Below are 21,954 nucleotides of genomic sequence, written 5' to 3' on the forward strand. Positions count from 1 at the left end.
CTCGGGCAACGGATCAAGCGGCTGGGGCGGATGATCCCGCTGCTACCGGCGGTCGTCCTGCTCTCCCTCTTCCTGCTCGGTCCGATCGTCTACTCCCTGTACGGCTCGCTGACGAACCGCGCCCTGAGTGGATACAAGGCCGCCAGGCCCCGATTCGTCGGCCTGGACAACTACGTTGCCCTGCTGTCCGATTCGGCCTTCCTGAAGTCGGTCGTCCTGACCGGGGTGTTCGTCCTCGCCTCGGCGATCATCGGGCAGAACGTCCTGGGCATGATCCTGGCCGTCCTCATGCGCCACTGCGCCCGCCCGATCTCCTCCCTCGTGGGCGGGGTCGTGGTCGTGGCCTGGACTCTCCCGGAGATCGTGGCGGCCTTCGCCTGCTACGCGTTCTTCGCCTCGGAAGGCACCCTGAACTCGATGCTCGCCCTCATCGGTCTGGAGGGTCCCAAGTGGCTCCTGGTCCTCCCCATGCTCTCGGTCATCCTCGCCAATGTCTGGCGCGGCACCGCGTTCTCCATGATGCAGTACCACACGGCGCTGTCCGACGTGCCCCCGGAGGTCGTGGAGTCCGCGCAGATCGACGGCGCCTCGACGCTCCAGTGCTTCCTGCGCATCACACTGCCCATGATCCGTCGCTCGATCGCCACCAATCTCATGCTCACCACGCTCCAGACGCTCGGCGTCTTCACCCTCATCTGGGTCATGACCGGGGGCGGTCCGGGCACCTCCTCCTCCACCCTGCCCGTCCTGGCCTACCAGGAGGCGTTCAAGTACTCCCACGTGGGCTACGGCACGGCCATCGCCACCGTGACTCTCGTCGTCGGAGCCCTGTTCTCCATCGTCTACATGCGAATCCTCAAACCGGAGGTCGACTGACATGCCCGAGCCGAGCAACAGGGCCGACGGATGCGCGGCTGCGGCCGGTGGGGCCGGCACGACCAACGCCGCCGGCGGGACCGGTGGGACCGGCACGACCAGCACCACCAATACGACCGCCCCGACCGCCTCCCTCCGTCCGGCCTCCCCGCGCGGGCGCGGGCCGAGTAGAAGGTGCGGATGGTCCTCAGCGGGTCTGTCGCTGGCCTCCCCGCGCGGACGCGGGCTGAGCATCGCGTCGTCCGCCGTCATGATCCTCATCGGGATCGCCTTCCTGACCCCGCTGGCCTGGATCGTCCTGTCCGCCTTCAACCCGGCCGCCACGGTGTCCATCGCCGTGCCGAAGACCTGGACCCTGGACAACTTCACCAGTATCGCCACCGTGGACGCGACGCTCCTGCCGCTGTGGAACTCCTTGCTCATCTCCCTCGGCACGGCGACGATCACCGTGGGCGTGTCCGTCCTGGCGGCATATCCCCTGTCGCGCTTCTCCATGCGCTTCAACCGGGGCTTCATGTACACGATCCTGTTCGGCGCCTGCCTGCCGATCACGGCCATGATGGTGCCGGTCTACACGCTGTTCGTGAACTTCCGACTCCTGGACTCCGTCATCGGCACGATCCTGTTCATGGCGGCGACCTCGCTGCCCATGGCGATCTGGATGATGAAGAACTTCATGGACTCCGTGCCGGTCTCCCTGGAGGAGGCCTCCTGGGTCGACGGCGCCTCGGCGATGACCGCTCTGCGGCGCATCGTCGTCCCGCTGATGAAGCAGGGCATCGCCGTGGTGTTCATCTTCGTGTTCACCATCGCGTGGGGGAACTTCTTCGTCCCCTTCGTCCTGCTCTTCTCCCCGGAGCACCAGCCCGCCGCCGTGGCCATCTACAACTTCTTCGGCACCAACGGGGCCATCGCCTACGGCCGGCTCGCGGCCTTCTCCATCTTCTACTCCACCCCCGTGCTTCTGCTCTACCTCATCGTCCAGCGCCGCGCCGGAGGCGGCTTCGCGATGGCCGGCGCCGTCAAGGGCTGAGACTGATCGGGACGGGCAGAGAAAGGATCCTCCCCCATGCACACCAATCCCGCTCTGACGGAGCAGCGCGCCGCACGCGTGCTGCACGAGCGGATCGCCCCCGCCGTCCATGCCGCCTCGGTCCCGCTGGCGCTCACCGCCTGGCGAGCACCGGGCGAGCCGGTCCCCTTCGGCGAGGCGGCGACGCAGGACTACGAACCGATCCATCCGGGCGATCCCTGGGGCCCGCCGTGGGGCACGACCTGGATCCACGCCACCGGAGTCGTCCCCGACGGCTGGCGCGGTCGCGACGGACACCGGATCGAGCTCGTCGTCGACCTGGGCTTCACCGACTCCCAGCCGGGCTTCCAGGCCGAGGGGCTGCTGCGACGTGCGGACGGCTCGGCGATCAAGGCGATCTCCCCGCGCAATCGGGCCGCGGACTGGGAGGGCGAGCCCGACGCCATCGACGTCTACATCGAGGCGGCGTCGAACCCGGACGTGGCCGGAGGCTTCGAGTTCGCACCAACGCCCCTGGGCTACCGGGAGACCGCCGGCCAGGACCCGCTGTACCGGCTGCGGCGGGTCGATGTCGCCCTGCGGGACCTGACCGTGTGGGAGCTCGTCCAGGACCTCACGGTCCTGCTGGAACTGGCGGAGGACCTGCCGGCGGACTCCACGCGTCGCGCCCGGATCGACGTCGCCCTCGAACGCGCCGTCGACAGGGTGGATCCGCGCAACGTGAGCGGGACCGCGGCGGCGGCTCGCGCCGAGCTCGCCGGCGCCCTGGCCTCCCCGGCCGCCGCGAGCGCGCACCACGTCATCGCCGTCGGCCATGCCCACATCGACTCCGCCTGGCTGTGGCCGGTGCGAGAGACCGTCCGCAAGTGCGTGCGCACCTTCTCCAGCGTCCTCGACCTCATGGACTCCGACCCGGCCTTCGTATTCGCCTGCTCCTCGGCGCAGCAGTACGCCTGGGTCAAGGAGGACCAGCCCGAGCTCTACGAGCGCATCAGGCGGCGCGTCGCCGAGGGCAGGTTCATCCCCGTGGGGGGCATGTGGCTGGAGGCTGACACCAATATGCCCGGCTCGGAGGCGCTGGCGCGGCAGATGATCGAGGGGAAGTCCTTCTTCATCGAGGAGCTCGGCGTGGAGACGCGGGACGTGTGGCTGCCCGATTCCTTCGGCTACACCGGCTCCCTGCCGCAGATCATCAGGGCCGCGGGCTCGCGCTGGTTCCTGTCCCAGAAGCTGTCGTGGAACGACACCGACCGCATGCCCCACCACACCTTCGCCTGGGAGGGCATCGACGGCTCGCGCGTCCTGGCCCACTTCCCACCGGTGGACACCTACAACTCCCGGCTCTCCGTCGCCGAGCTGCACCACGCCGAGTCGAACTTCGCCGAGAAGGGCGTCGCCTCCTCCTCCATCGTCCCCTTCGGGTGGGGCGACGGCGGAGGCGGTCCCACCCGGGAGATGCTGGCGGCCGCGCACCGCATGGAGGACCTCGAGGGTGTCGCCACCGTCGAGCTGGGCAGTCCCAACACCTTCTTCGAGCGCGCTGAGGCCGAGATGGCCCGGGCCGTCGGGGCGGCCGAACCGGTCGGGACGGCAAGGCCCGCTGGGACTCCTGGCGCCTCCGGGGCGGCCGAGCCGGCCGGGACATCCGAGCCGGCGCAGCCGGCCGGGGCGGCGGGCCCCGCGGCGCAGGCGGGGTCAGCCGGGCCGACGGCGGGGACCGCACCGGCGGGAGCGGTCGAGGCCCCGGTGTGGAGCGGGGAGATGTACCTGGAGTTCCACCGCGGTACCTACACCTCCCAGCTGCGCACCAAGCAGGGCAACCGGCGCAGCGAGCACCTTTTGCGCGAGGCCGAGCTGTGGGCCGCCACGGCCGCCGTCATGCGCGGCGCGGACTACCCCTATGCGACTCTCAAGGAGTGCTGGCGCACGGTACTGCGCAACCAGTTCCACGACATCCTCCCCGGCACCTGCATCGGCTGGGTCTACCAGCGCACCGAGGCCGAGTACGCCGACGTCGCCCGCAGCCTCGAACGGGTCATCGCTCGCGCCGCCTCGGCCCTGACCGGTCCGGGGGACGCCCCCCTGGTGCTCAACGCCGCCCCGGCGGAGTCCCGCGGGGTCCCCTCCCTGGCGATCGGCCCCGCCGCGGCCCCCGGCGAGCCCGTCGTCCCGACCGAGGCCGACGGCGGGATCATCCTGGACAATGGGCTCCTGCGCGTCACGATCAACGCCTCGGGCCTCATCACCTCCCTGATCGATCTCGAGGCCGACCGCGAGGTCCTCACCCCGGGTACCGCCGCGGGCCTGCTCCAGCTCCACCCCGACGCGCCGCGCCAGTGGGACGCCTGGGACATCGACCCCGAGTACCGCAACACGGTCGAGGACGTCACCGATGTCCAGGACCTCGCCGTCGTCGCCCGGGGCCCGCAGGAGCCGGACGCGGTCGTGCGCGTGACCCGCCGGGCGGGCCGGGACTCGACGCTCTCGGAGGAGATCCGTCTGTCCCCCGGCTCCAAGCAGGTCGTCCTCGACTTCGACATCGACTGGCACGAGCGCCAGAGGCTCCTCAAGCTGGCCTTCCCGCTGGATATCAAGGCCGACGCGTCCACCTCCGAGATGCAGTTCGGCCACGTCGAACGGCCCACCCACCGGAATACCTCGTGGGATGCCGCCCGCTACGAGATCTGCGCGCACCGCTGGATCCATGTGGGCGAGGCGGGCTACGGCATCGCCGTGCTCAACGACTCGACGTACGGCCACGACGTGACCCGCGGGGTGGACGAGCAGGGGCATCCCTCGACGACGGTGCGCCTGTCGCTCCTGCGCGCACCGCTCTTCCCGGACCCCGAGGCCGATCAGGGGCGCCATCGCCTGCGCGTCGCCCTGCGGCCGGGGGCGGCGATCGCCGACGCCGTCATGGAGGGGTACGCCTTCAACCTGCCCGAGCGCACGGTCCGCGGCGACCACGGCGTCCCCCCGCTGGTGAGCGCGACCGGCAGGGGGGTGGTCGTCGAGTGCGTCAAGCTCGCCGAGGACCGCTCCGGCGACGTCGTCGTGCGGCTCTACGAGTCCCTCGGGGCGCGCACCCGCGCACGCGTGACGGCGGGCTTCGAGGCCTCCGACGTCGTGGCCACCGACCTGCTGGAACGTCCGCTCCGCATCAGCCCGGCGGACGGTTCGACGACCGGAGCCTCGGTTCCGTCGGACGAGACTGCGGCTCCGACGCCGTCGGACGAGTCGGTGGGCGGCCCCGGGGCGGCACCGGCCTCATCGACGGCCAGCGGTCCCGCCAGCACCATGAGCGCCGCCTTCGAGCTGCGCCCCTTCCAGATCATGACGCTGAGATTCATCCGGCCCTGAGTCGCCACGTCACCCGCCCGATCGGGGACGCGCCTCGCGTCGCATCTCACGCGCCCCGTGACCGAGAGCGCCGCTCGCCCGGGGACACGCCGCGTCCGCCGAGTCCACCGACCCCGAGCCGATGGGGAGCGCCGCTCGTTCGGGGACACGCTACCCGAGCGGGCCTGCGCCGCTACGAGGGGGCCTCACGCAGTCGTACCCTGCGACTCGCGGTCGTACGTGGGCCCGCCAGGTCGTACGCGTCGCCACGAAGTCGTACGTGAATCCGCGCGGTCGTACCTTAGAGCCTCTCTAAGGTACGACCTGGCGCGAAAAGGTACGACCGCACGAGTCCGGATACGACCGCACGCCGCAAGGCACGACCGCACGAGCTCGGATACGACCGCACGCCGCAAGGCACGACCGCACATCGTCTGGTCCGCACGGAGCATCGACCCGGAGAGCGCGCCGCCCGCCCGGCGCGGGACTCTCGGGAGGCTACTGACTGGGCCAGGCGGCCTCGGCCTGCGCCAGCGCCTTCTTGGCATCCAGGTCGCCGGCCGTCCAGGAGGTCAACGCGGTCCACAGGGCGTCGGTGCCGACCTGGGAGGGCATGGAGTCGGAGGCGTCCAGGCGGATGACGCTCTGACGCGACTGGAGAATCCGTGTAGCGCGGACGGTCACGTCGGAGCTGACCTCGCTCACGTCCACGCCGCGATTGGCGGTCGCCACACCGCCGAGCTCGGCGCGCTGCTGAGCCCACTCGGCGCTGGTGAGGTACTCCATGACGGCATTGGCCGCCGCCGACGTCCCGTTCACCCGGTTCAGGGAGACGAGGTAGTCCCCGCCGACGAGCACGGGAGGATTCCCGTCCTCGTCGGCGGCGCCGGGGAAGATGAAGGCGGACACACTCGTGGCCGGGCCGGCGCTCGTCGTCGTACCGCCGCCCGTCGCCGTGTCGCCCGCCGCGGAGTCGTTCTCGACCGGCTCGCCGCCCGTCGTCGTGCCACCGCCCGTCGCACCACCGCCGGCGGTCGGGCTGTCGCTCGCGCCGCCCTCGCCGCGACCCTTGGGATCGGTGATGGTGGTGCCCGCGGGCAGCATCGTCTCGAAGCTCGACGAGGCCAGCATCATGAGGCAGGAGCCGTCCACGAGCCGCTGCCCCGCCTGCTCCATGGTCGTGGACAGGGCTCCCTGACGCCCGCCGGACACGTGCCCGCCCCTCATCAGGAGGGAATCGACCGATCCCAGGGCGTTGACGGCGGACGGCGAGTCGAGAGCGACGTCGTGGCCGGCCCAGGCGTCGTAGGCGCTGATGCCGCTGGTGGCCAGGAGAGTCTCCTCGAGCCAATCCGTCATGGACCAGCCCGTGGTGCCGCCGTCGGCCATCCCCAGGCACCAGGGCGTCACGTCGCCCTTGGGGTGGTCCGCCGCGATCCTGTCGGTCAGCGCGACCACGTCGTCCCAGGTGGTCGGAATCTCGTAACCGGCCTTCGAGAAGGCCTGAGGGGAGTACCACACGAAGGACTTGACCGAGGCCATGAGAGGGGCCCCGTAGAAGGTGCCGTCCACGGTGCCGGCCGCGGACCAGGTGTGGTCCCAGCCGAGCTCCACGTTGGCGCCCACGACATCGGACAGCGGGCTGAGCGCACCCTCGCCCGCGAGGTCCGCCACGAGGCCCGGCTGGGGGACGATGGCGAGATCGGCGTCCCAGTCCGTCGTCCCCTCGGCTCTTCCGCGCAGGTTCTCCTCGAGCCGATCGGTGCCCTCGTGCACGACATCGACCCCCGTGCACTCCTCGAAACGCGTCAAGGACTGCTCGAAGCGCTCCCCCTCGGTACCGGTCAGGGCGGTGGCAATCTTGACGGTCCCGTCCGTCTCGTCCTTGGGCGTGTACCGGGCCAGGACCTCGCAGGAGCCGAGGTCCTGGCCCGGGTTGCGCGCGTTGACGCAGGCGGTGACCCCCGTTCCGGCCAGCGCCAGGACGGCGGTGAGCGCAAGCGCCCGGAAGGCATGGGTGGGCAAACGCACCATCAGCTCTGACTCCTCTTCCTGGTCCGCTCGACGATGGCGTCGAGCAGGGCGGCGCAGCCGTCGTGCCACACCGGCTCGGTGATGATGTCGCTGCACTCCGTGACGGCCCGGGGCGCCGATCCCATGGCGGCCCCGATCCCGGCCCACCGAAGCATCTCGATGTCGTTGGTGCCATCCCCCACCGCGATGGCGCGATCGGCGCTCGTCCCCAGCCGCGCGGCGAGAGCCCGCAGGGCCGAGGCCTTGGTCACGCCCTCGGGGGCGACGTCCAGCCAGGCCGTCCACCCGATCGCGTACTCCACCGAGTGGAGCCCGCAGCCCGCCACCAGCGCGGAGAACTCCCGCACGCCCATTCCCGGCGCGCGCAGCACCACGCGGATCACGGGCCGGGAGGCCATCTCCTCCGGGCTCACGACCCTCTGCATCCCGGCGAGCTCGCCATCGGGGAAGGGGCGCGAGACCTCGAACCCGCCGTCGAGGACCTCCACGGCGAGAATGCCGTCGGGGACCGCTCGTGACAGGGTGGCGATGACATCCGTGGGATCGAAGACGACCGAGTCGGCGACCTCGTAGCCGCCGGGCGCGGCCGGGTCCATGCGCAGGGTGATGGCCCCGTTGGCGCAGATCATCCACCCGTCGGTCAGCCCCAGGTGATGGGCCACGGGCAGTGCCGCCTCGATACCGCGCCCCGTCGAGATGACGATGCGGACGCCGTGGGCGCGCAGCCGGGCCAGGGAGGCCATCATCCGCTCGGAGACGCGTCCGTCGATGTCCAGGATGGTGCCGTCGACGTCGAGCGCGACGAGCAGGCGCTCGTCGGGGAGCACGTCGGCCACGCCACCGGAGCCGCCGGAGAGGACGGCGCCGACCGGGCCGGCGGAGGCGCCGGGGGTGAGGCGATCCAGGTCCGCCACGCGCGCCCGGACCACGGCGTGGTAGTCATCATGGGACAGGGGTCGGGGCCGACCGCGGGCGCGCTCGCCCGGAGGGCCGGGGCGAGCCCCGTCCTCCCCCGTCTCCTCGACCGCCGGGGGGTCGCCGGGCGGAGGCCCGGCCGGGGCGACGCCGTCGGGGGGATCCGCCGGGGGGCCGTTCCTGCGCGCGACGCCGCCGTCGTACTCGTTCACGGGCGGACCGCCTCAGAGGTCTCAGACGATGGGTTCAATGACCTCGAGGCCTCCCAGGTAGGGGCGCAGTCCCTCGGGGACGACGACGGCGCCGTCCGGCCGCTGATGATTCTCCAGGATGGCGACCATCCAGCGGGTGGTCGCGAGCGTCCCGTTGAGGGTGGCCACCGGTGAGGTGCGTCCGTCGCGCCGCTCGCGGATGCTCAGGCGGCGGGCCTGGTAGGTGGTGCAGTTGGAGGTGGAGGTGACCTCCATCCAGCGGTTCTGGGAGGGCAGCCAGGCCTCGCAGTCGAACTTGCGAGCGGCCGAGGAGCCCAGGTCCCCGGCCGCGGTGTCGATGACGCGGTAGGGCAGCTCGACCAGGGCCAGCATCTCCTCCTCCATGGCCAGGAGCCGGGCGTGCTCGGCCTCGGCGTCCTCGGGGCGGCAGTAGGAGAACATCTCGGCCTTGTTGAACTGGTGGACGCGGATGATGCCGCGGGTGTCCTTGCCGGCGGCGCCGGCCTCGCGCCGGTAGCAGGTGGACCATCCCATGTAGCGCCTGGGCCCGGCGGTGAGGTCGAGGATCTCGTCGGCGTGGTAGCCGGCCAGGGCCACCTCGGAGGTGCCGGTGAGGTAGAGGTCGTCGGCGGGCAGGTAGTAGATCTCGTCGCTGTGGGCGCCCAGGAACCCGGTGCCGCCCATGACCTGCGGGGTCACGAGGGTGGGGGTGGTCATCGGGGTGAAGCCGTGGGCGACGGCGGCGTCCAGGGCCGCCGTCATGAGGGCCAGCTCCAGACGCATGCCCCAGCCCTTGAGGTAGTAGAAGCGGGCGCCCGAGACCTTGGCGCCGCGGCGGGTATCGATGATGTCCAGGCCCTCGCCGATCGCCAGGTGATCGGCGGGCTCGAAGCCCTCGGCGGTGAAGTCTCGGGGCTCGCCGCCCTCGTGGCGCAGGACGACGTAGTCCTCCTCGCCGCCCGACGGCGCCCCCTCGATGAGGTTGGCGAGCTGGCGGGCCAGGGCGTCGAGCTCGGCGGCCGCCGCCGAGGAGGCGGCCTCGGCGGCCTTGACCTGCTCGGCCAGTTCCTTGGCGCTGGCGAGGATCGCCGGGCGCTCCTCCGGCGAGGCCTTTCCCACGGACCGGGAGACGGTCTTCTGCTCGGCGCGCAGGGACTCGAAACTCTGGAGGAGCGTGCGGCGGGCCTCGTCGGCCTCGATGATGCGGTCGACGAGGGCGACGTCGGCGCCACGGGCTCGTTGGCTGGCGCGGTAGGGCTCGGGGCTGTCGCGGAGCGCGCGCAGGTCGATCATGGGGGCGAGTCTAGCGAGGGGCCGCGCCGCGCGCGGACCCGCCCGCCCATTCGCCGAGACGCCCCGGGGCGCACCGGCTCACGACGGGGCGGGCCCCGGTCTTCGACCGGGGCCCGCCCCGCGCTGCCCACTACTCGGCGAGTGCGCGTGTCAGCCGTCGGCGAGCATCTCGTCCCGCTCCTGCGAGGAGAGGCGCGCGATCCCGATACCGGTCGCGCCCCAGAGCATCGCGAAGAAGATGGCGATCCAGTTGGAGACGGCCCACGGCATGTAGCTGAGCGTCGCGACGCCGAGGGTCCCGGCCATGTAGGCGCCCGCGGAGGTCCACGGGAGGATCGGCTCCCACACGGTCGCGGCGTCCTCGATCGTCCGGGAGAGGTTCTTCGGGTGCAGGCCCCGGCGGACGTACTCGTCGCGGAGCATCTCGCCGGGGATGAGGAGGGAGACCTGACCGTTGGAGGTGATGCCGATCGTCGCCAGGCCGGTGACGATCGTGGCGAGGATGAGGCCGAAGGTCGAGCGGACGGGTTCGAGGACCCGGGAGATGAGGACGTCGAGCGAGCCCGAGACCGACACGACGCCGGCGAAGCTGATCGCGCAGAAGCAGATGAGCAGGACGCCCATCATCGAGTTCATGCCTCCGCGGTTGAGGAGGCGACTGACATCCTCGATGACGCCGGAGGGGTCGAAGCCCGCCTTGCCGACCATCGTGACGTCGAAGCCGTCGACCCCGGCGACGATGGCGTTCTTGAAGCTCACGTGCTCGAAGACGACGGCGTTGACCATGGCGCAGGCGGCGGAGACGAGCATGACGGGGATCGTCGGCTTCTTCCACATGGATCCGCCCAGGACGATGACGACCGGGAGCAGCAGCAGGATGTTCCAGTTGAAGGCGGCGTCGAGGTCGCCGAGGATGGCGCCCACCTTCTCGGGGACGGCGCCGCCGTGGGACCGGAGGCCGAGAACCGTGTAGACGACCGCCGAGGTGAGGAAGGCGGGGACGGTCGTCCACATGAGGTGCCGGATGTGCGTGAAGAGGTTCACCCCGGTGGCGACCGAGGCGATGTTCGTCGTGTCCGAGAGCGGCGAGAGCTTGTCGCCGAAGTAGGCGCCGGCGACGACCGCTCCCGCGACCATCGGCAGGTTCGCGTCCACGCCCATCGCCACGCCCATGAAGGCGACGCCGACCGTGCCGGCCGAGCCCCAGGAGGTGCCGGTGCACAGGGAGACGATCGCCGTGACGACGAGCGCGATGAGGGCGAGGAACTTCGGGCTGATGATCTTCAGCCCGAAGTAGATGAGCATGGGAATGGTTCCGCCGGCCATCCAGGTGCCGATGAGGAGGCCGACGCAGATGAGGATGAGGATCGCCGGCATGGTCTTGGCGATCTTCTCGGCGATCGAGGAGATGATCTCGTTCCACCCGTAGCCGAGGTACCGGGCGACGAGGCCCGCGACGACCGCGGAGGCGATGAGGAGCGGCTCGACGGGCAGCTCCGCGGCGATGTAGCCGCCGCCCAGGAGGGCGATGAGGGTCAGGACGGGGATCGCGGCGATCCAGACGCTCGGGGTCCGGTGGACACGGGCCTCTTCCGCCCGGTCGTCCTGAGGACTCTGAGGACCGGCATCGTCCTTGACGCGGGATTCGGACATGAAGGGATACCTTTCTGGGTTGTTTCCGGCTTGTTTTCCGGGTTGTGGTCGTTTCCGGGTTGTTCTTCCCGGTTGTTCCCCGATCGTCGGGAACGAACGGGGAGGGTCGCGACTCGTCGGGCGCCGTCGACCGGGACTCGGGGCCCGGGGTCCGGGCGGAGATCGGCGACGGGCGGGCGTGGCCGCGCAGCTCGTCGTGCGGTCACCGGGGTCCGGGAGGAGGCCGGGGACGGCCGCACGCGCTGCGTGGGACGGGCGGCATCCCGGTGCGAGGGCTCCTCCGGAGCGCCGCCCGAGACGCTCAGGGGTGGGGGGCGACGTCGGCCCCGCCGGCCCGGATGGCTCGGCACAGGCGCGGGACCGCCTCGACGAGCTCGTCCCTCGGGAGCGCCGTGTTGATGCGGAACCAGCCCGCGTAGCGGTCCCCGAAGTCCTCGCCGGGGCTCACCGCGACACGGCAGGCCCGCATCGCACGGTCGAGGTCGGCGCCGTCGCGCAGGTAGGGGCGCGCATCGATCCAGACGAGGTAGGTGCCATCGGGATCCGTGACGCGGGCGCGAGGCAGCTCCGCGCGGACGATCCTCACGGTCTCGGCGATGTTGGCGTCGATGACGGACAGGAGGCCGTCGACCCATGAGGCCCCGCGGGTCCACGCGGCGATGGCCGCGGGGATCGCGAAGTAGGAGGGGTTGTGAAGGCCCATGCGGCGCTTGGCGGCCTCGAGCTCATCTCCGAGGCCCCCCGGGACGAGAACGGCGGTGGCCTCCAATCCCGCGATCGTGAAGGTCTTCCCGGGCGAGGCGCACTGGATGAGGCGCCCCGATCCCCACAGGGCGGGGGCGGCCACGGCGATCGGGACGTAGCGGGTGCGGCCCGGGCGCTCGAAGTCGGCGTGGATGTCGTCGGAGAGGACGAGGGCCCCGGAGGACAGCGCGGCGTCGGCGACGGCGCCCAGCTCCTCGGTCGTCCAGATGCGACCGGTGGGATTGTGCGGGTTGCACAGGAGGAGCAGGTCGGCGCCGTCGAGGGCGCGCTCCAGCGCGGGGACGTCGATGCGCGCGGGGAGGGCGTCGGTCAGGAGGGGGACGCGACGGATCTCGGCGCCGGACCGTTCGGCGACCTCGAGGAGCGGCCCGTAGGCGGGATCGAGGGAGACGACGACGGGCCGGGCGGTGCCGCGGTCGGGCAGGACGATGTTGAGCAGAGCGCTCACGCACTGAACGACTCGAGGGAAGAAGCGGACGCACGCGGGCGCGGGGTCCCAGCCGTGCCGCTCCCGCTGCCAGGAGACGGCCGCACCCCGGAAGTCGTCGAAGACCTCCGTGTACCCGTAGGTCCCGTGCCGCGCGGCGGCGGCGACGGCGTCGATGACGCACGGGGCGGTGCGGAACTCCATGTCGGCGACCGACATGCTGACGGCTCCGGGGCCGAGGCGGGCGGCGAGGAGGTCCCACTTCGCGCTGTGGGTGCCCCGGCGGTCGAGGTGCTCGGCGAAGGCCGCCGACGTCGTGACGGCGCTCATGAGGCAACCCCCGTCGGGCAGACCGAGGCCGAGCGAGATGAGCGCGTCGGGGGGCCTGACGCCGCCGGGGCCGAGCCCCGCCCGCCCTCCCGGGCCGCGCTCTCGCCGCTCCCGTTGATCTCCTCGATCTCGTTGAGGTAGTTGTAGATGGTGAAGCGGGTGACGCCGAGGGCCCGGGCGGCCATCTCGACGGCATCGCGCAGCATGAAGAAGCCGCGGCGCTTCAGGGAGCGGACGGCGTCCACCTTGTGCGCCTTGCGCATGAGGGACACGGGCACGTCCTGCTCCTCGACGGCCTGCTGGAGGAGGACGGCGGCGAGCTCGTCGACGTCGCGGGCGAAGGCCTCCCCTTCCTCGCCATCCGCGACGCGGGTCGTCCCCTCGCCGTCCCGCCGACCCCGCCCGTCGGCGTCATCACCGGCGGTCCCGCGCCCGGCGCCGTCGGGTGCGAGGAGCTCCTCGCACCCGAGGATGGAGCGCGCGGCGTCGCCGATGATCGTCCAGTCCGTCACATCGCGGTTGATGCAGAGGGCGGCGACGGGCCGGTCCTCGGCATCGCGGATGATGATCGTCGTCGACAGGAGGCTGCGGCCGGTCGGGGAGGTCGTGCGATAACCGATGCGAGTCCTGAGGTCGCCGCCGGCGGCCGCCTCGAGGAGACGGTCCGTGGCCGGGTCGCCGGGACGGCGCCCGGTGATGTCGCCCTCGATGGCGATGATCGAGTCGGGGAGAGCCGCGAGATCGTGGAGGACGACCTCCGCGGATCCGGGCAGCGATCGCTCAAGGGGGCCGACGAGCTGCTCGAGCGCGGCGAAGACATCCCTCCCGCCGGCAGCATCAGGCCGCCCGACGGTTTTGGGACGACCGCGTGTGGAATCGCTCTTCATTGGGCGTTTCACGCTCCATATCTTGCTTCATGGCTTCCATGGGAAGCCTTCACCGTTTTGTTGTTGGGATCAACAATATAGAGAGGCACTGGCGACGTCAACTCCCGTTTGAAGCCTTCAACACGCCATCGCACAGCTCTGGGACGGTCGGCGTCCCGGGACCGTGGTCCGGCCCGTCGCCCCGCCGCGAGACCGCTTGTGAAACTATTCGGATTAATTGGGGATACCGTAGTGTTACCCAGCGAGTGGGCCCCCGCCTGTCGCGAGCCCGACCACCCGACACCTTCAGGACGCACTCATGCCCACTTCCCCCCTGCCCTCCTTCTCCCAGCTCAGGGCCTTCGTGTCGTTGTGCGACCACCAGCACTTCGGCGAGGCGGCCACCACCCTCGGCGTGAGCCAGCCGAGCCTGTCCCAGGCGATCACCGCCCTGGAGAGGCGCGTCGGCGGGGAGCTGGTCGAGCGCACCACCCGTCGCGTCCTCGTCACCCCGCTGGGCGAGACCCTGCTCCCCTACGCCCGGGAGGCCGTTCTGGCCGCCGAGTCCTTCAACGACGCCGTCACCAGCCGGGGCGCCGCCCTGACCGGGTCGATGCGCCTGGGAATAATCCCGACCCTCGCCCCCTACATGGCCCCGGTGGTCCTCGACGGCCTTCCCGCCGAACTGCCCGACCTGCACCCCGAGCTGCGCGAGATGGTCACCGGCGACATCCTCGACATGCTGGCCCAGGGCCGCCTCGACGCGGCCATCATCGCCATCGACGTCGATCTCCATCGCATCGCGGCCGTGCCCATGTTCGACGAGCCGCTCGTCGTCCTGGTCCCCCGGGATCACCCCTGGGCCGGGCGCGACGACCTGACCACCGCCGAGCTCGAGGACCAGAGGCTGCTGCTCCTTGACGAGGGCAACTGCCTGCGCGACCAGACGCTGGCCCTGTGCCAGCGCTACAGCTCCCACCCTCCGACCGCGGTGGCCACGACCCTGTCGACAGTGGTGCGCATGGTCACCCACGGCGCGGGCATCACCGTCATCCCCGAGGGGGCGCTGCGCATGCTCGGCAACGAGGACTACGCCGTGGCGCGCTTCGCGGGGCGCGGGCCGGTTCGCCGGATCGGCATCGTCCACCGCACCTCCTCCTCCCGCGGCGAGGACTTCATGCAGCTCGCGAAGGTCCTCACCCGGCTGGCGGCCGACGCGGACCTGCCCCTGCTGCCCCTGGAGGACTGACAGGACCGAGGAGGGCCGAGGGGGGGGAGGCGGAGCCCGACGAGCGACCGTCGACGACCTCCTCGAGACCGACGACGCCCGTACGCTTGGGGCATGACCATGCGCCGGCATCGGACGGGGACGCGCCCGCGCCCCCTGGCCTGCGTCGTCGTCAACCCGTCCAAGCCCTCGGCGACAGGCGCCGTCAGACGCCGCGCCACCGCCGCACTGCGCGACGCCGGCTACGCCGGTCCGGTCTGGCTGGAGACCACGCCCGCCGAGCCCGGCGTCATGCAGGCCCGTCTCGCCGTCGCCTCCGGAGCCGGCCTCGTCATCGCGGCCGGCGGGGACGGGACGGTGCGGGCCGTCGCCGCGGGCACGGCCCGCACCGGCGTCGACATGGCGATCCTGCCCCTGGGCACGGCCAACCTCGCCGCCCGCAACCTCGGGCTGCCGGTTGGCCGCCTCGACGCGGCGCTCAAGGTGGCGGCGCACGGCACCGCCCGGCGCGCGGACCTGGTGTGGGTGAGCACCGAGCCCGCCGACGTCCCGGCCTCCGCACCACCGGGGGGCTGGTCCGAGCCCACCCTGGGCGACGAGCACGCCTGCATGGTGGTGACGGGGATCGGGTTCGACGCGGGGCTGGTCGCCTCCACGAGCCCCGAGCTCAAGGCGAGGATACGGTGGGGCGCCTACGCGGTGGCCGCGGTCACCAATCTCGGCTCTCCCCATATGGACCTGGTCGCGCGAGTGCGCGAGACGGATGGTGGCGAACGAGTCGAGCGCCTGCGCGGACGCACCGTGCTGGTGGCCAACGGCGGCCGCCTGCCCGCGGGCGTCACGCTGCTGCGCGAGGCGCGCATGGATGACGGCGTGCTGGACGTCGCGGTGATCGACACGATCGGCGGGGTCGCGGGATGGAGCTCCCTGGCGCGCCAGGTCCTGCCGCCCTTCGCGGCCACCTACTCCGATCCCGCCCGCGCACTGGGGAGGGTGACGCTGCGCCGCGGTCTCGAGGTCATCGTCCGGCTCGCGCAGCCGGCGCTCGTCCAGGTCGACGGCGAGCTGCTCGCACCCACTCGTGCTCTGCGAGCGCGGCTGGACGCCGGCGCGATTCTCGTGCGGCGCCCGGCCTGATCAGGCCGGCACCGCAAGCGGGCGAGCGGTTGAGAGGATCGGCCCGGGCGGGGCTCACGACTCCTACGTAATGGGATGGCATGCCATCCCCTTGCAACGGGCGGGCATACCGTCCCCATCTCGAGCCCGCGCGCGTCCTTCAGCTCTCCGGACGACGACGGGCGGGCGGTGTCGATCCGGTCACCCGTCGGGTACGGACGAGCAGTGACTCATCGTCATGATGCTGCCCGGTCGCCGCCCGCGGGGTGCGGGTCGCCGGAGAACATCGCCGGAGACCGGGGCTCTGCGGCCCTCGCGCGGTCGTACGCAACGCCACGCGGTCGTACCTTCCGACGCCGGGTCGTACCCAAACTCGCGAGGTCGTACCTTAGAGCCCTTCCAACGTACGACCGCGCGGTATGAGGTACGACCGCGTAACGCACTGTACGACCGCGCGTATCCGGGTACGACTGCGCGCCCAAGGTCTCCGTCGCGGATGCGGATGGGGGCGCTCCGTGGACGACCGGGGCCACCCGCCTCGCTCCAGGCGGTCGCGGATGCGGAGGGCGGGCCAGCACTCGCGCGCGCCCAGAGGGCCCTTCACGGCGACGATGGTCGCGTCCCAGTTGGAATCCCAGCACCCACGCGACCAGGACCTCCATGCGCGCATCGCGCTCATGGCCCGCCCCGGCGCGTCACCGGCGCGTCACCGGCGCGTCACCGGCTCAGCGTCAGCGCGGCGTCATGAGCCGGATCAGGATCGGCCGGGACTCCCCGGGCGGGGGAATGAGACGGCCCACTGGTGGCTCGGGCACCGTGGGAGCGCTCCCAGTGAATCCCGGTCGACGAGCAGGGCCCCACGGCGCCCCTCCGCACCCCCGGACAACGACACCGCCCTCAGCACCAAGAACGCCACGAGGAATAAGGACGCACCGCCGCTCAGAGGGTCCGTCCTGCGAGGACGTCCGCCACCCAGGAGCGGGCGACGACGAAGTCCTTGTCGCTCGTCCCGGCGGGCACCACCACGGGACGGGCGTCCAGCCGCGGATACGAGCCCAGGAAGCGCACCACCGGACACGTGCGATGCAGACCTATGAAGGCCGCCTGAAGTCGCTCCTCCCGAATGTGCCCCTCGGCGTCGATGGAGAAGCGGTAGCGGCCGAGTGAGTCCCCCACCGGCCGGGACTCGATGCGGGTGAGGTTGACGCCGCGAGCGCTGAACTGCTCGAGCATGCTCAGAAGAGCGCCCGAGCGGTCGTGGGGCAGCTGGACGAGCAGCGTGGTCTTGTCCGCACCGGTGGGCTCGCCGACCCGCCCGGGCCGCGAGACCTTGACGAAGCGGGTGACGGCGTCGGGATTGTCGGCAACGCCCCCGGCCAGCACATCCAAGCCGTACTGCTGGGCCGCCAACGGATTGCACAGGACCGCCTGGTACTCCAGGTCCTCCGGGGCCGTCGCGCCGTCGACTCGCGCCAGGGCGCGCGCGGGAGCGGACGTGGAGGTGCCGGCGACGTAGGTCGCCTCGGGCAGGTGCTGGTGGATCCAGCCGCGGCACTGCGCCCAGGCGTGGGGGTGGGTGGAGATGGTGCGGACGGCGTCGAGCGCCGTGCCGGGGCGTCCGGCCAGGACGAAGGTGACCGGTACGGCCGCCTCGGCGGCGATGACGAGCGGAGAGCCCGTCACGAGATTGTCGAGAGTCGCGTTGACGCCTCCCTCCACCGAGTTCTCGATGGGGACGACGGCGGCCTCGGCCGCGCGTTCGCGCACCCGGTCCAGAGCGGTGGGGACGTCCTGACAGGAGTCGAGGACGACGTCGTCGGGCGCGACCTGCCGCAGCGCCATCTCGCAGAAGGTTCCGGCGGGCCCGAGGAAGGACCAGGTGGGGGCGGGACTCATGAAACCCAAGCCTAGCCAGATGGTTGATTCCGGAGCCTGCTGAGCGACGGCGAGCCCGGGAGCGCGCCGGTGGCGTTCGGCTCGACGCCGCCGATCGGCGAGTTCCGGTGCGCCCGGGAGCGCGCACGGGACGGAGCGCGGGACGGGCGCATAGGCTGGTCGGGTGAGCAGCGCCGGTCCCACCATCCGCAAGCACGACGATCTTCCCGGAGCCACCGGACTCGAGGCGCTCGGCCTGACGTGGTTGGCCGAGCCCATGGCCGACGGCGGCGCCCACGTGGTCCCGGTGACGGCCGGACCGGGGTGGATCGACGAACCCCGCCTCGCCGCCGGCACCGTGACCGCGTCCGCCGCGGAGGCCTTCGGACGTGCGCTCGCCGTGACGCACGCCGCGGGCGCCCCGGTCTTCGGAGCGGCTCCGCCCGGCTGGGACGGCCGTACGCAGATGGGGCGATCGAATGAGCGCATCCGCCCCTGCGAGAGAGAGCCCGACGGAGTCGCGCCCCGGCGGTGGGGGGAGTTCTTCGCCGACGACCGCCTGGTCCCCTACCTGGAGCCCTGCCTCGATCGGGGGTCGTTGACGAGCCGGCACGCATCCGTGATCGAGAGAGTCTGCGAACGTCTGCGAGACGGCGACTTCGACGCCGATCAGCCCGCGCTCGTGCGGCGGGCCGCCCGCGAGCGCGGGGACCGCGTCGCGGTGGCCCGCACCCACGGCGACCTGTGGACCGGCAACGTCATGTGGGTGCCCGAGCGGACCATCGACTGGGCACCGCCCCGAGCGGGTCGGGGACGCGGCGGCGTCCCCGACGTCGTCGGCGTCCTCATCGACCCGCTCGCCCAGGGCGCGCACGCGGAGACGGACCTGGCGGCTCTGGGCGTGTTCGGACAGCGCCACCTGGAGCGGATCATCGCCGGCTACGACGAGGTCTCGCCCCTGGCGGACGGGTGGCGCGAGCGCGTCGGTCTGCACCAGCTCCACATGCTCATCATCCACGCCTTCCTCTTCGGCGGCTCGTACGGCGCCGCGACCGCCTCCGTGGCCGGCCGCTACACGTGATGGCGCACGAGGGACCCCGCCTGCCCTCCCCGACTCCGGCCCACGTACTCTGCCGCCATGAGCACGCCCCGGAGGAATCGGCAGCAGCGCTTCGTGCGCGCGGTCGTCTACATCCTCGTCCTGGCCCTGGTCATCGGACTGATCGCCACCATGGTGGGCACGGCCCTCGCCTCCCCGGCGCGCGCCGCCGAGGGGATGGCGGGGCCGGCCGCCTCGATCGCATCGCCAGCATCATCAGCATCGTCCGCGCTGGCAGCATCGGTCGTGCCCGCGGCGTCGGCAGCACCGGAGGCGATGGCGGACCAGCCCGCTGCGCCGGACCAACCCGCCGCACCCGACGACGGGCGCCCGTCCGTCGTCGTCCTGGGAACCGTGGACCTCACCTGGGCCGATCTGCTGGCCGCCGCCGACTCCGACGACGCCCCCCTCGCCGCCGCGGCCAGGACCATCCTCACCTATGCGGGCGGCGGGGAACCGGTCGATCTGGTCACCCGCACCGTCGGGGACGGCACGTGCCCGGCGGACGGCTGGCTGACGCTCGGAGCGGGGTCGCGCCTGCGCGCCGCCGAGCGCGCGGGCGACGGGAGCGCCGAATGCCGCTGGCCGGCCGACTGGGCGGAGGCCGCGGGAGCGACCCCCGGTGGACAGTCGCAGGCCGGTTCGCTCACCGGGGTCCTCCGCACCTGGACGCCGGTGGCGATCGGCCGCGGCGGCGTTCTGGCGCTGACGAACGGGGGCACGAGCCCGATCGTCGGAGACTCCCCGACCGAACTCCTGGCCCAGGACGATCCTCCCGACCTGATCGTCGCCGACACCGTCCCGCAGCCCGCGGACCCCGGCGCCGCCCCGTCCGACGCCGACCGGATCCTCGCGCTGGCCGCCGCCCTGGAATCACTCGCCGACGCCCCTCCCGGCACCCGCGTGGTCGTCGCCTCGGTCGCCGACGCCGCGGACCCGGGCCCCCAGATGGCGATCCTGCCCGAGGGCACGACCTCCCCGATGGGAACGCGCAACGGATTCGTGGTCGGCACCTCCACGCACCAGCCCGGTCTGATCCAGCTCACCGACCTCACCCCGACACTCGTCCTGGCCGCCTCCGGTCTCACGCCCGGCTCATTCTGGTCGCGGCCGCTGGAGATGGTGCCCGGCAACGCGGTCGACAGGATCGCCGGGGCCGCCCCGCTCGGGGCCGGTTCCCTCTCGCGGGGGACCTCACGCGCACGGGCGCTGGCCGACGACGCTCTTCACGCCCGCGCCTCCCAGCGCACGACCGTGCCGATGGGTCTGACGCTCGTCGGCACGGCCCTGGTCCTGGCGCTCGTCACGGGTTGGGCGCTGCGCGCTCCGCGGGGCGCGCCGAACGGCCCGTGGACCGCCCCGGTCGGCCCGCGGGGCGCGCCGGACGGCTCACCCCGACCGACCGCGGGAGCCGCCCTACCGGCCATCGGGGTGGCACCGCCCTCGCGGAGGCGCCTGCGAGTCGTGGCCGGGGCCGCCTGCCCGGTGATCGCACTGCCTCTTGGAATCTGGTTCACCAACACGACGCCCTGGTGGCGGGCCGAGAGCGCCGCAGCAGTGGCGCTCGGCACCGCGATCGCCCTCGCAGCGGCTCTCGTCGTCGTGGCCGCGGGGCTGGGGCGGGCGGTGCTGGCGGTCGTGGGGCGACGGCGACCGCAGGCGATCCACCACCTGCTCGCGAGACCCGGCGTCGCGGGCGCGAAGCCCGACTCCGCACCGGGGGGCTCCGCATCAGACCCGACCGGCCGCGTCGTCGCCCGAGCCGGCTCCTTTGCACCGGGGGGCTCCGGGGAGGCGCGCCGGCGCACCGACGCCGAGGCCCTCGGCTCCTCCGCACCGGGGGGCTCCACGGTGCTGATTCTGGCGCAGGTGCTGGTGGTCCTCACGGCGACGGTGATCCTCGTCGACGCCGCGCTGGGGACGGCGCCCCTGGCCTTCAACGGACCGCTGGGGATGAACGCCGTCGTGGCCGGACGCTTCTACGGCATGTCCAACACGGGCTTCGCCCTGGCCGCCGCCGCGCTCCTGGTGGCCATCGCCGCCTGGGGCGGCCCTCCGGTGGCGGCGCGGTCCGGGTACCGCGAGCGGCGAAGAGCCCTGGCCGTGGGACTCGTGGCCGCGCCCGGGCTCGTGGCGCTGCTCCTGGACGCCGCCCCCGAGACCGGAGCCGACGTCGGCGGGGCCCTCACCCTGGTGCCTGCCCTGGTGGCGCTGGGGGCCGGGCTGGCCGGCGCGCGGCTGAGGTGGCAGCACTGGGTCGCCGTCGGGGCGGTCGCCGTGGGCCTCGTGCTCCTGCTCGGGCTGAGCGACTTCCTGAGCGGCGGTTCGAGGACGCACCTGGGGCGCTTCATCAACCAGATGCTCATGGGCGACGCGGGGGCGACCATCACGCGCAAGGCGACGGCGCTCGTCGAGCCCTTCACCACCAGTCGACTCGCGACGGCGGCGCTCGTCGTCGGGGCGGGCAGTACGGCGCTCGCCACGTGGTGGGCGGGTCGCGCGGTGCGCGGGGCCCGGCAGGGGCGGGGGCCCTACGCGTGGCTCGCGCGGCCCGGGATGCTGCCGGAGTGGCTGGGCCCGCTGGGGAGGGCACTGACGGTCCTGGTCGTCGTCGAGGTGCTCGTCAACGACTCGGGGCTGACCATGCTCTGCTTCTCGGCCGCGGTCGCCGTTCCGGCGCTCATCGCGATCCTGACCTCCAGGATCGTCGTCTCCTCCCGGGCCCCCTAGTCCATCCAGTCCCCCAAGTCGCCGCAGCGCGCCGTCGGCCGGCCACCTGCTCATCGAGTCGGGCTTTTCTGCGCGAGTCGGGCGGCGGCGTCGTCGGACTCGCGCAGGAATGCCATCCTCGTGCGGACATGCCCGACTCGCAGCCCCGGCGACCGGGCGCGCC

Annotated in this window: 14 protein-coding genes; 7 read left to right on the plus strand and 7 right to left on the minus strand. The window is 72.3% G+C overall.

From position 1 onward, the window contains the following. The first annotated feature begins 30 nt into the window (after nt 1-30). Genes G448_RS0108085 through G448_RS18535 form a run of 3 tightly spaced genes read left to right on the plus strand, consistent with a single transcriptional unit; the run spans nt 31 to nt 5,269 of the window. Nucleotides 31-876 carry a carbohydrate ABC transporter permease gene (locus G448_RS0108085; protein WP_245572251.1) on the plus strand — a complete coding sequence of 282 codons (846 nt, stop codon included), beginning with the start codon at nt 31-33 and terminating at the stop codon, nt 874-876. 1 nt (nt 877) lies between these two features. Next, the gene (locus G448_RS0108090; RefSeq protein ID WP_084436518.1) at nt 878-1,909 is read left to right on the plus strand and encodes a carbohydrate ABC transporter permease; all 1,032 of its coding nucleotides are present in this window, start codon (nt 878-880) and stop codon (nt 1,907-1,909) included. A gap of 36 nt (nt 1,910-1,945) precedes the next feature. Beyond that, nucleotides 1,946-5,269, plus strand: a complete 3,324-nt coding sequence (locus tag G448_RS18535) for an alpha-mannosidase (RefSeq protein ID WP_051268758.1) — start codon at nt 1,946-1,948, stop codon at nt 5,267-5,269. A 477-nt stretch (nt 5,270-5,746) separates the two neighbouring features. Here G448_RS18535 and G448_RS0108100 read toward each other — a convergent pair whose 3' ends face one another. The 6 genes from G448_RS0108100 to G448_RS15725 form a co-directional block, all read right to left on the minus strand. Beyond that, nucleotides 5,747-7,282, minus strand: coding sequence for an ABC transporter substrate-binding protein (locus G448_RS0108100; protein ID WP_026407584.1), 1,536 nt, complete (start codon nt 7,280-7,282; stop codon nt 5,747-5,749). Then, on the minus strand, nt 7,282-8,409 hold the full coding sequence (locus G448_RS0108105) for an HAD family hydrolase (protein WP_026407585.1): 1,128 nt from the start codon (nt 8,407-8,409) through the stop codon (nt 7,282-7,284). Before G448_RS0108105 ends, G448_RS0108100 begins: the two co-directional genes overlap by 1 nt. 21 nt (nt 8,410-8,430) lie before the next feature. Then, nucleotides 8,431-9,702 (minus strand): serine--tRNA ligase, encoded by a 1,272-nt coding sequence (gene serS / locus G448_RS0108110; RefSeq protein WP_026407586.1) that lies wholly within the window; start codon nt 9,700-9,702, stop codon nt 8,431-8,433. Between the two features lie 150 nt (nt 9,703-9,852). Continuing rightward, on the minus strand, nt 9,853-11,355 hold the full coding sequence (gene nhaC / locus G448_RS0108115; RefSeq protein ID WP_026407587.1) for a Na+/H+ antiporter NhaC: 1,503 nt from the start codon (nt 11,353-11,355) through the stop codon (nt 9,853-9,855). Nucleotides 11,356-11,656: 301 nt separating this feature from the next. Continuing rightward, complete coding sequence (locus G448_RS0108120; protein WP_026407588.1) at nt 11,657-12,877, minus strand: MalY/PatB family protein; 1,221 nt, start codon at nt 12,875-12,877, stop codon at nt 11,657-11,659. Continuing rightward, nucleotides 12,874-13,776 (minus strand): helix-turn-helix transcriptional regulator, encoded by a 903-nt coding sequence (locus tag G448_RS15725; protein WP_245572252.1) that lies wholly within the window; start codon nt 13,774-13,776, stop codon nt 12,874-12,876. Before G448_RS15725 ends, G448_RS0108120 begins: the two co-directional genes overlap by 4 nt. Nucleotides 13,777-14,062: 286 nt before the next feature. Here G448_RS15725 and G448_RS0108130 point away from each other — a divergent pair, with 286 nt between their 5' ends. Both G448_RS0108130 and G448_RS0108135 read left to right on the plus strand, forming a co-directional pair. Beyond that, a complete protein-coding gene (locus G448_RS0108130; RefSeq protein WP_026407589.1) occupies nt 14,063-14,992 on the plus strand; it encodes a hydrogen peroxide-inducible genes activator in 930 nt (309 codons plus the stop codon). A gap of 93 nt (nt 14,993-15,085) precedes the next feature. Beyond that, nucleotides 15,086-16,108: a diacylglycerol/lipid kinase family protein gene (locus G448_RS0108135; RefSeq protein ID WP_026407590.1), complete on the plus strand. Its 1,023-nt coding sequence runs from the start codon at nt 15,086-15,088 to the stop codon at nt 16,106-16,108. A 918-nt stretch (nt 16,109-17,026) separates the two neighbouring features. Here the strand turns inward: G448_RS0108135 and pheA are convergent. After that, nucleotides 17,027-17,983, minus strand: a complete 957-nt coding sequence (gene pheA / locus G448_RS0108140) for a prephenate dehydratase (protein ID WP_026407591.1) — start codon at nt 17,981-17,983, stop codon at nt 17,027-17,029. 163 nt (nt 17,984-18,146) lie between these two features. Here pheA and G448_RS0108145 point away from each other — a divergent pair, with 163 nt between their 5' ends. Continuing rightward, the gene (locus tag G448_RS0108145; RefSeq protein WP_026407592.1) at nt 18,147-19,043 is read left to right on the plus strand and encodes a fructosamine kinase family protein; all 897 of its coding nucleotides are present in this window, start codon (nt 18,147-18,149) and stop codon (nt 19,041-19,043) included. A 57-nt stretch (nt 19,044-19,100) separates the two neighbouring features. Continuing rightward, nucleotides 19,101-21,791: a hypothetical protein gene (locus tag G448_RS15730; protein ID WP_156910971.1), complete on the plus strand. Its 2,691-nt coding sequence runs from the start codon at nt 19,101-19,103 to the stop codon at nt 21,789-21,791. Nucleotides 21,792-21,954 lie beyond the last annotated feature (163 nt).

Source organism: Actinomyces gerencseriae DSM 6844 (assembly GCF_000429265.1).
In the GTDB taxonomy this organism is placed as follows: Bacteria; Actinomycetota; Actinomycetes; order Actinomycetales; family Actinomycetaceae; genus Actinomyces; species Actinomyces gerencseriae.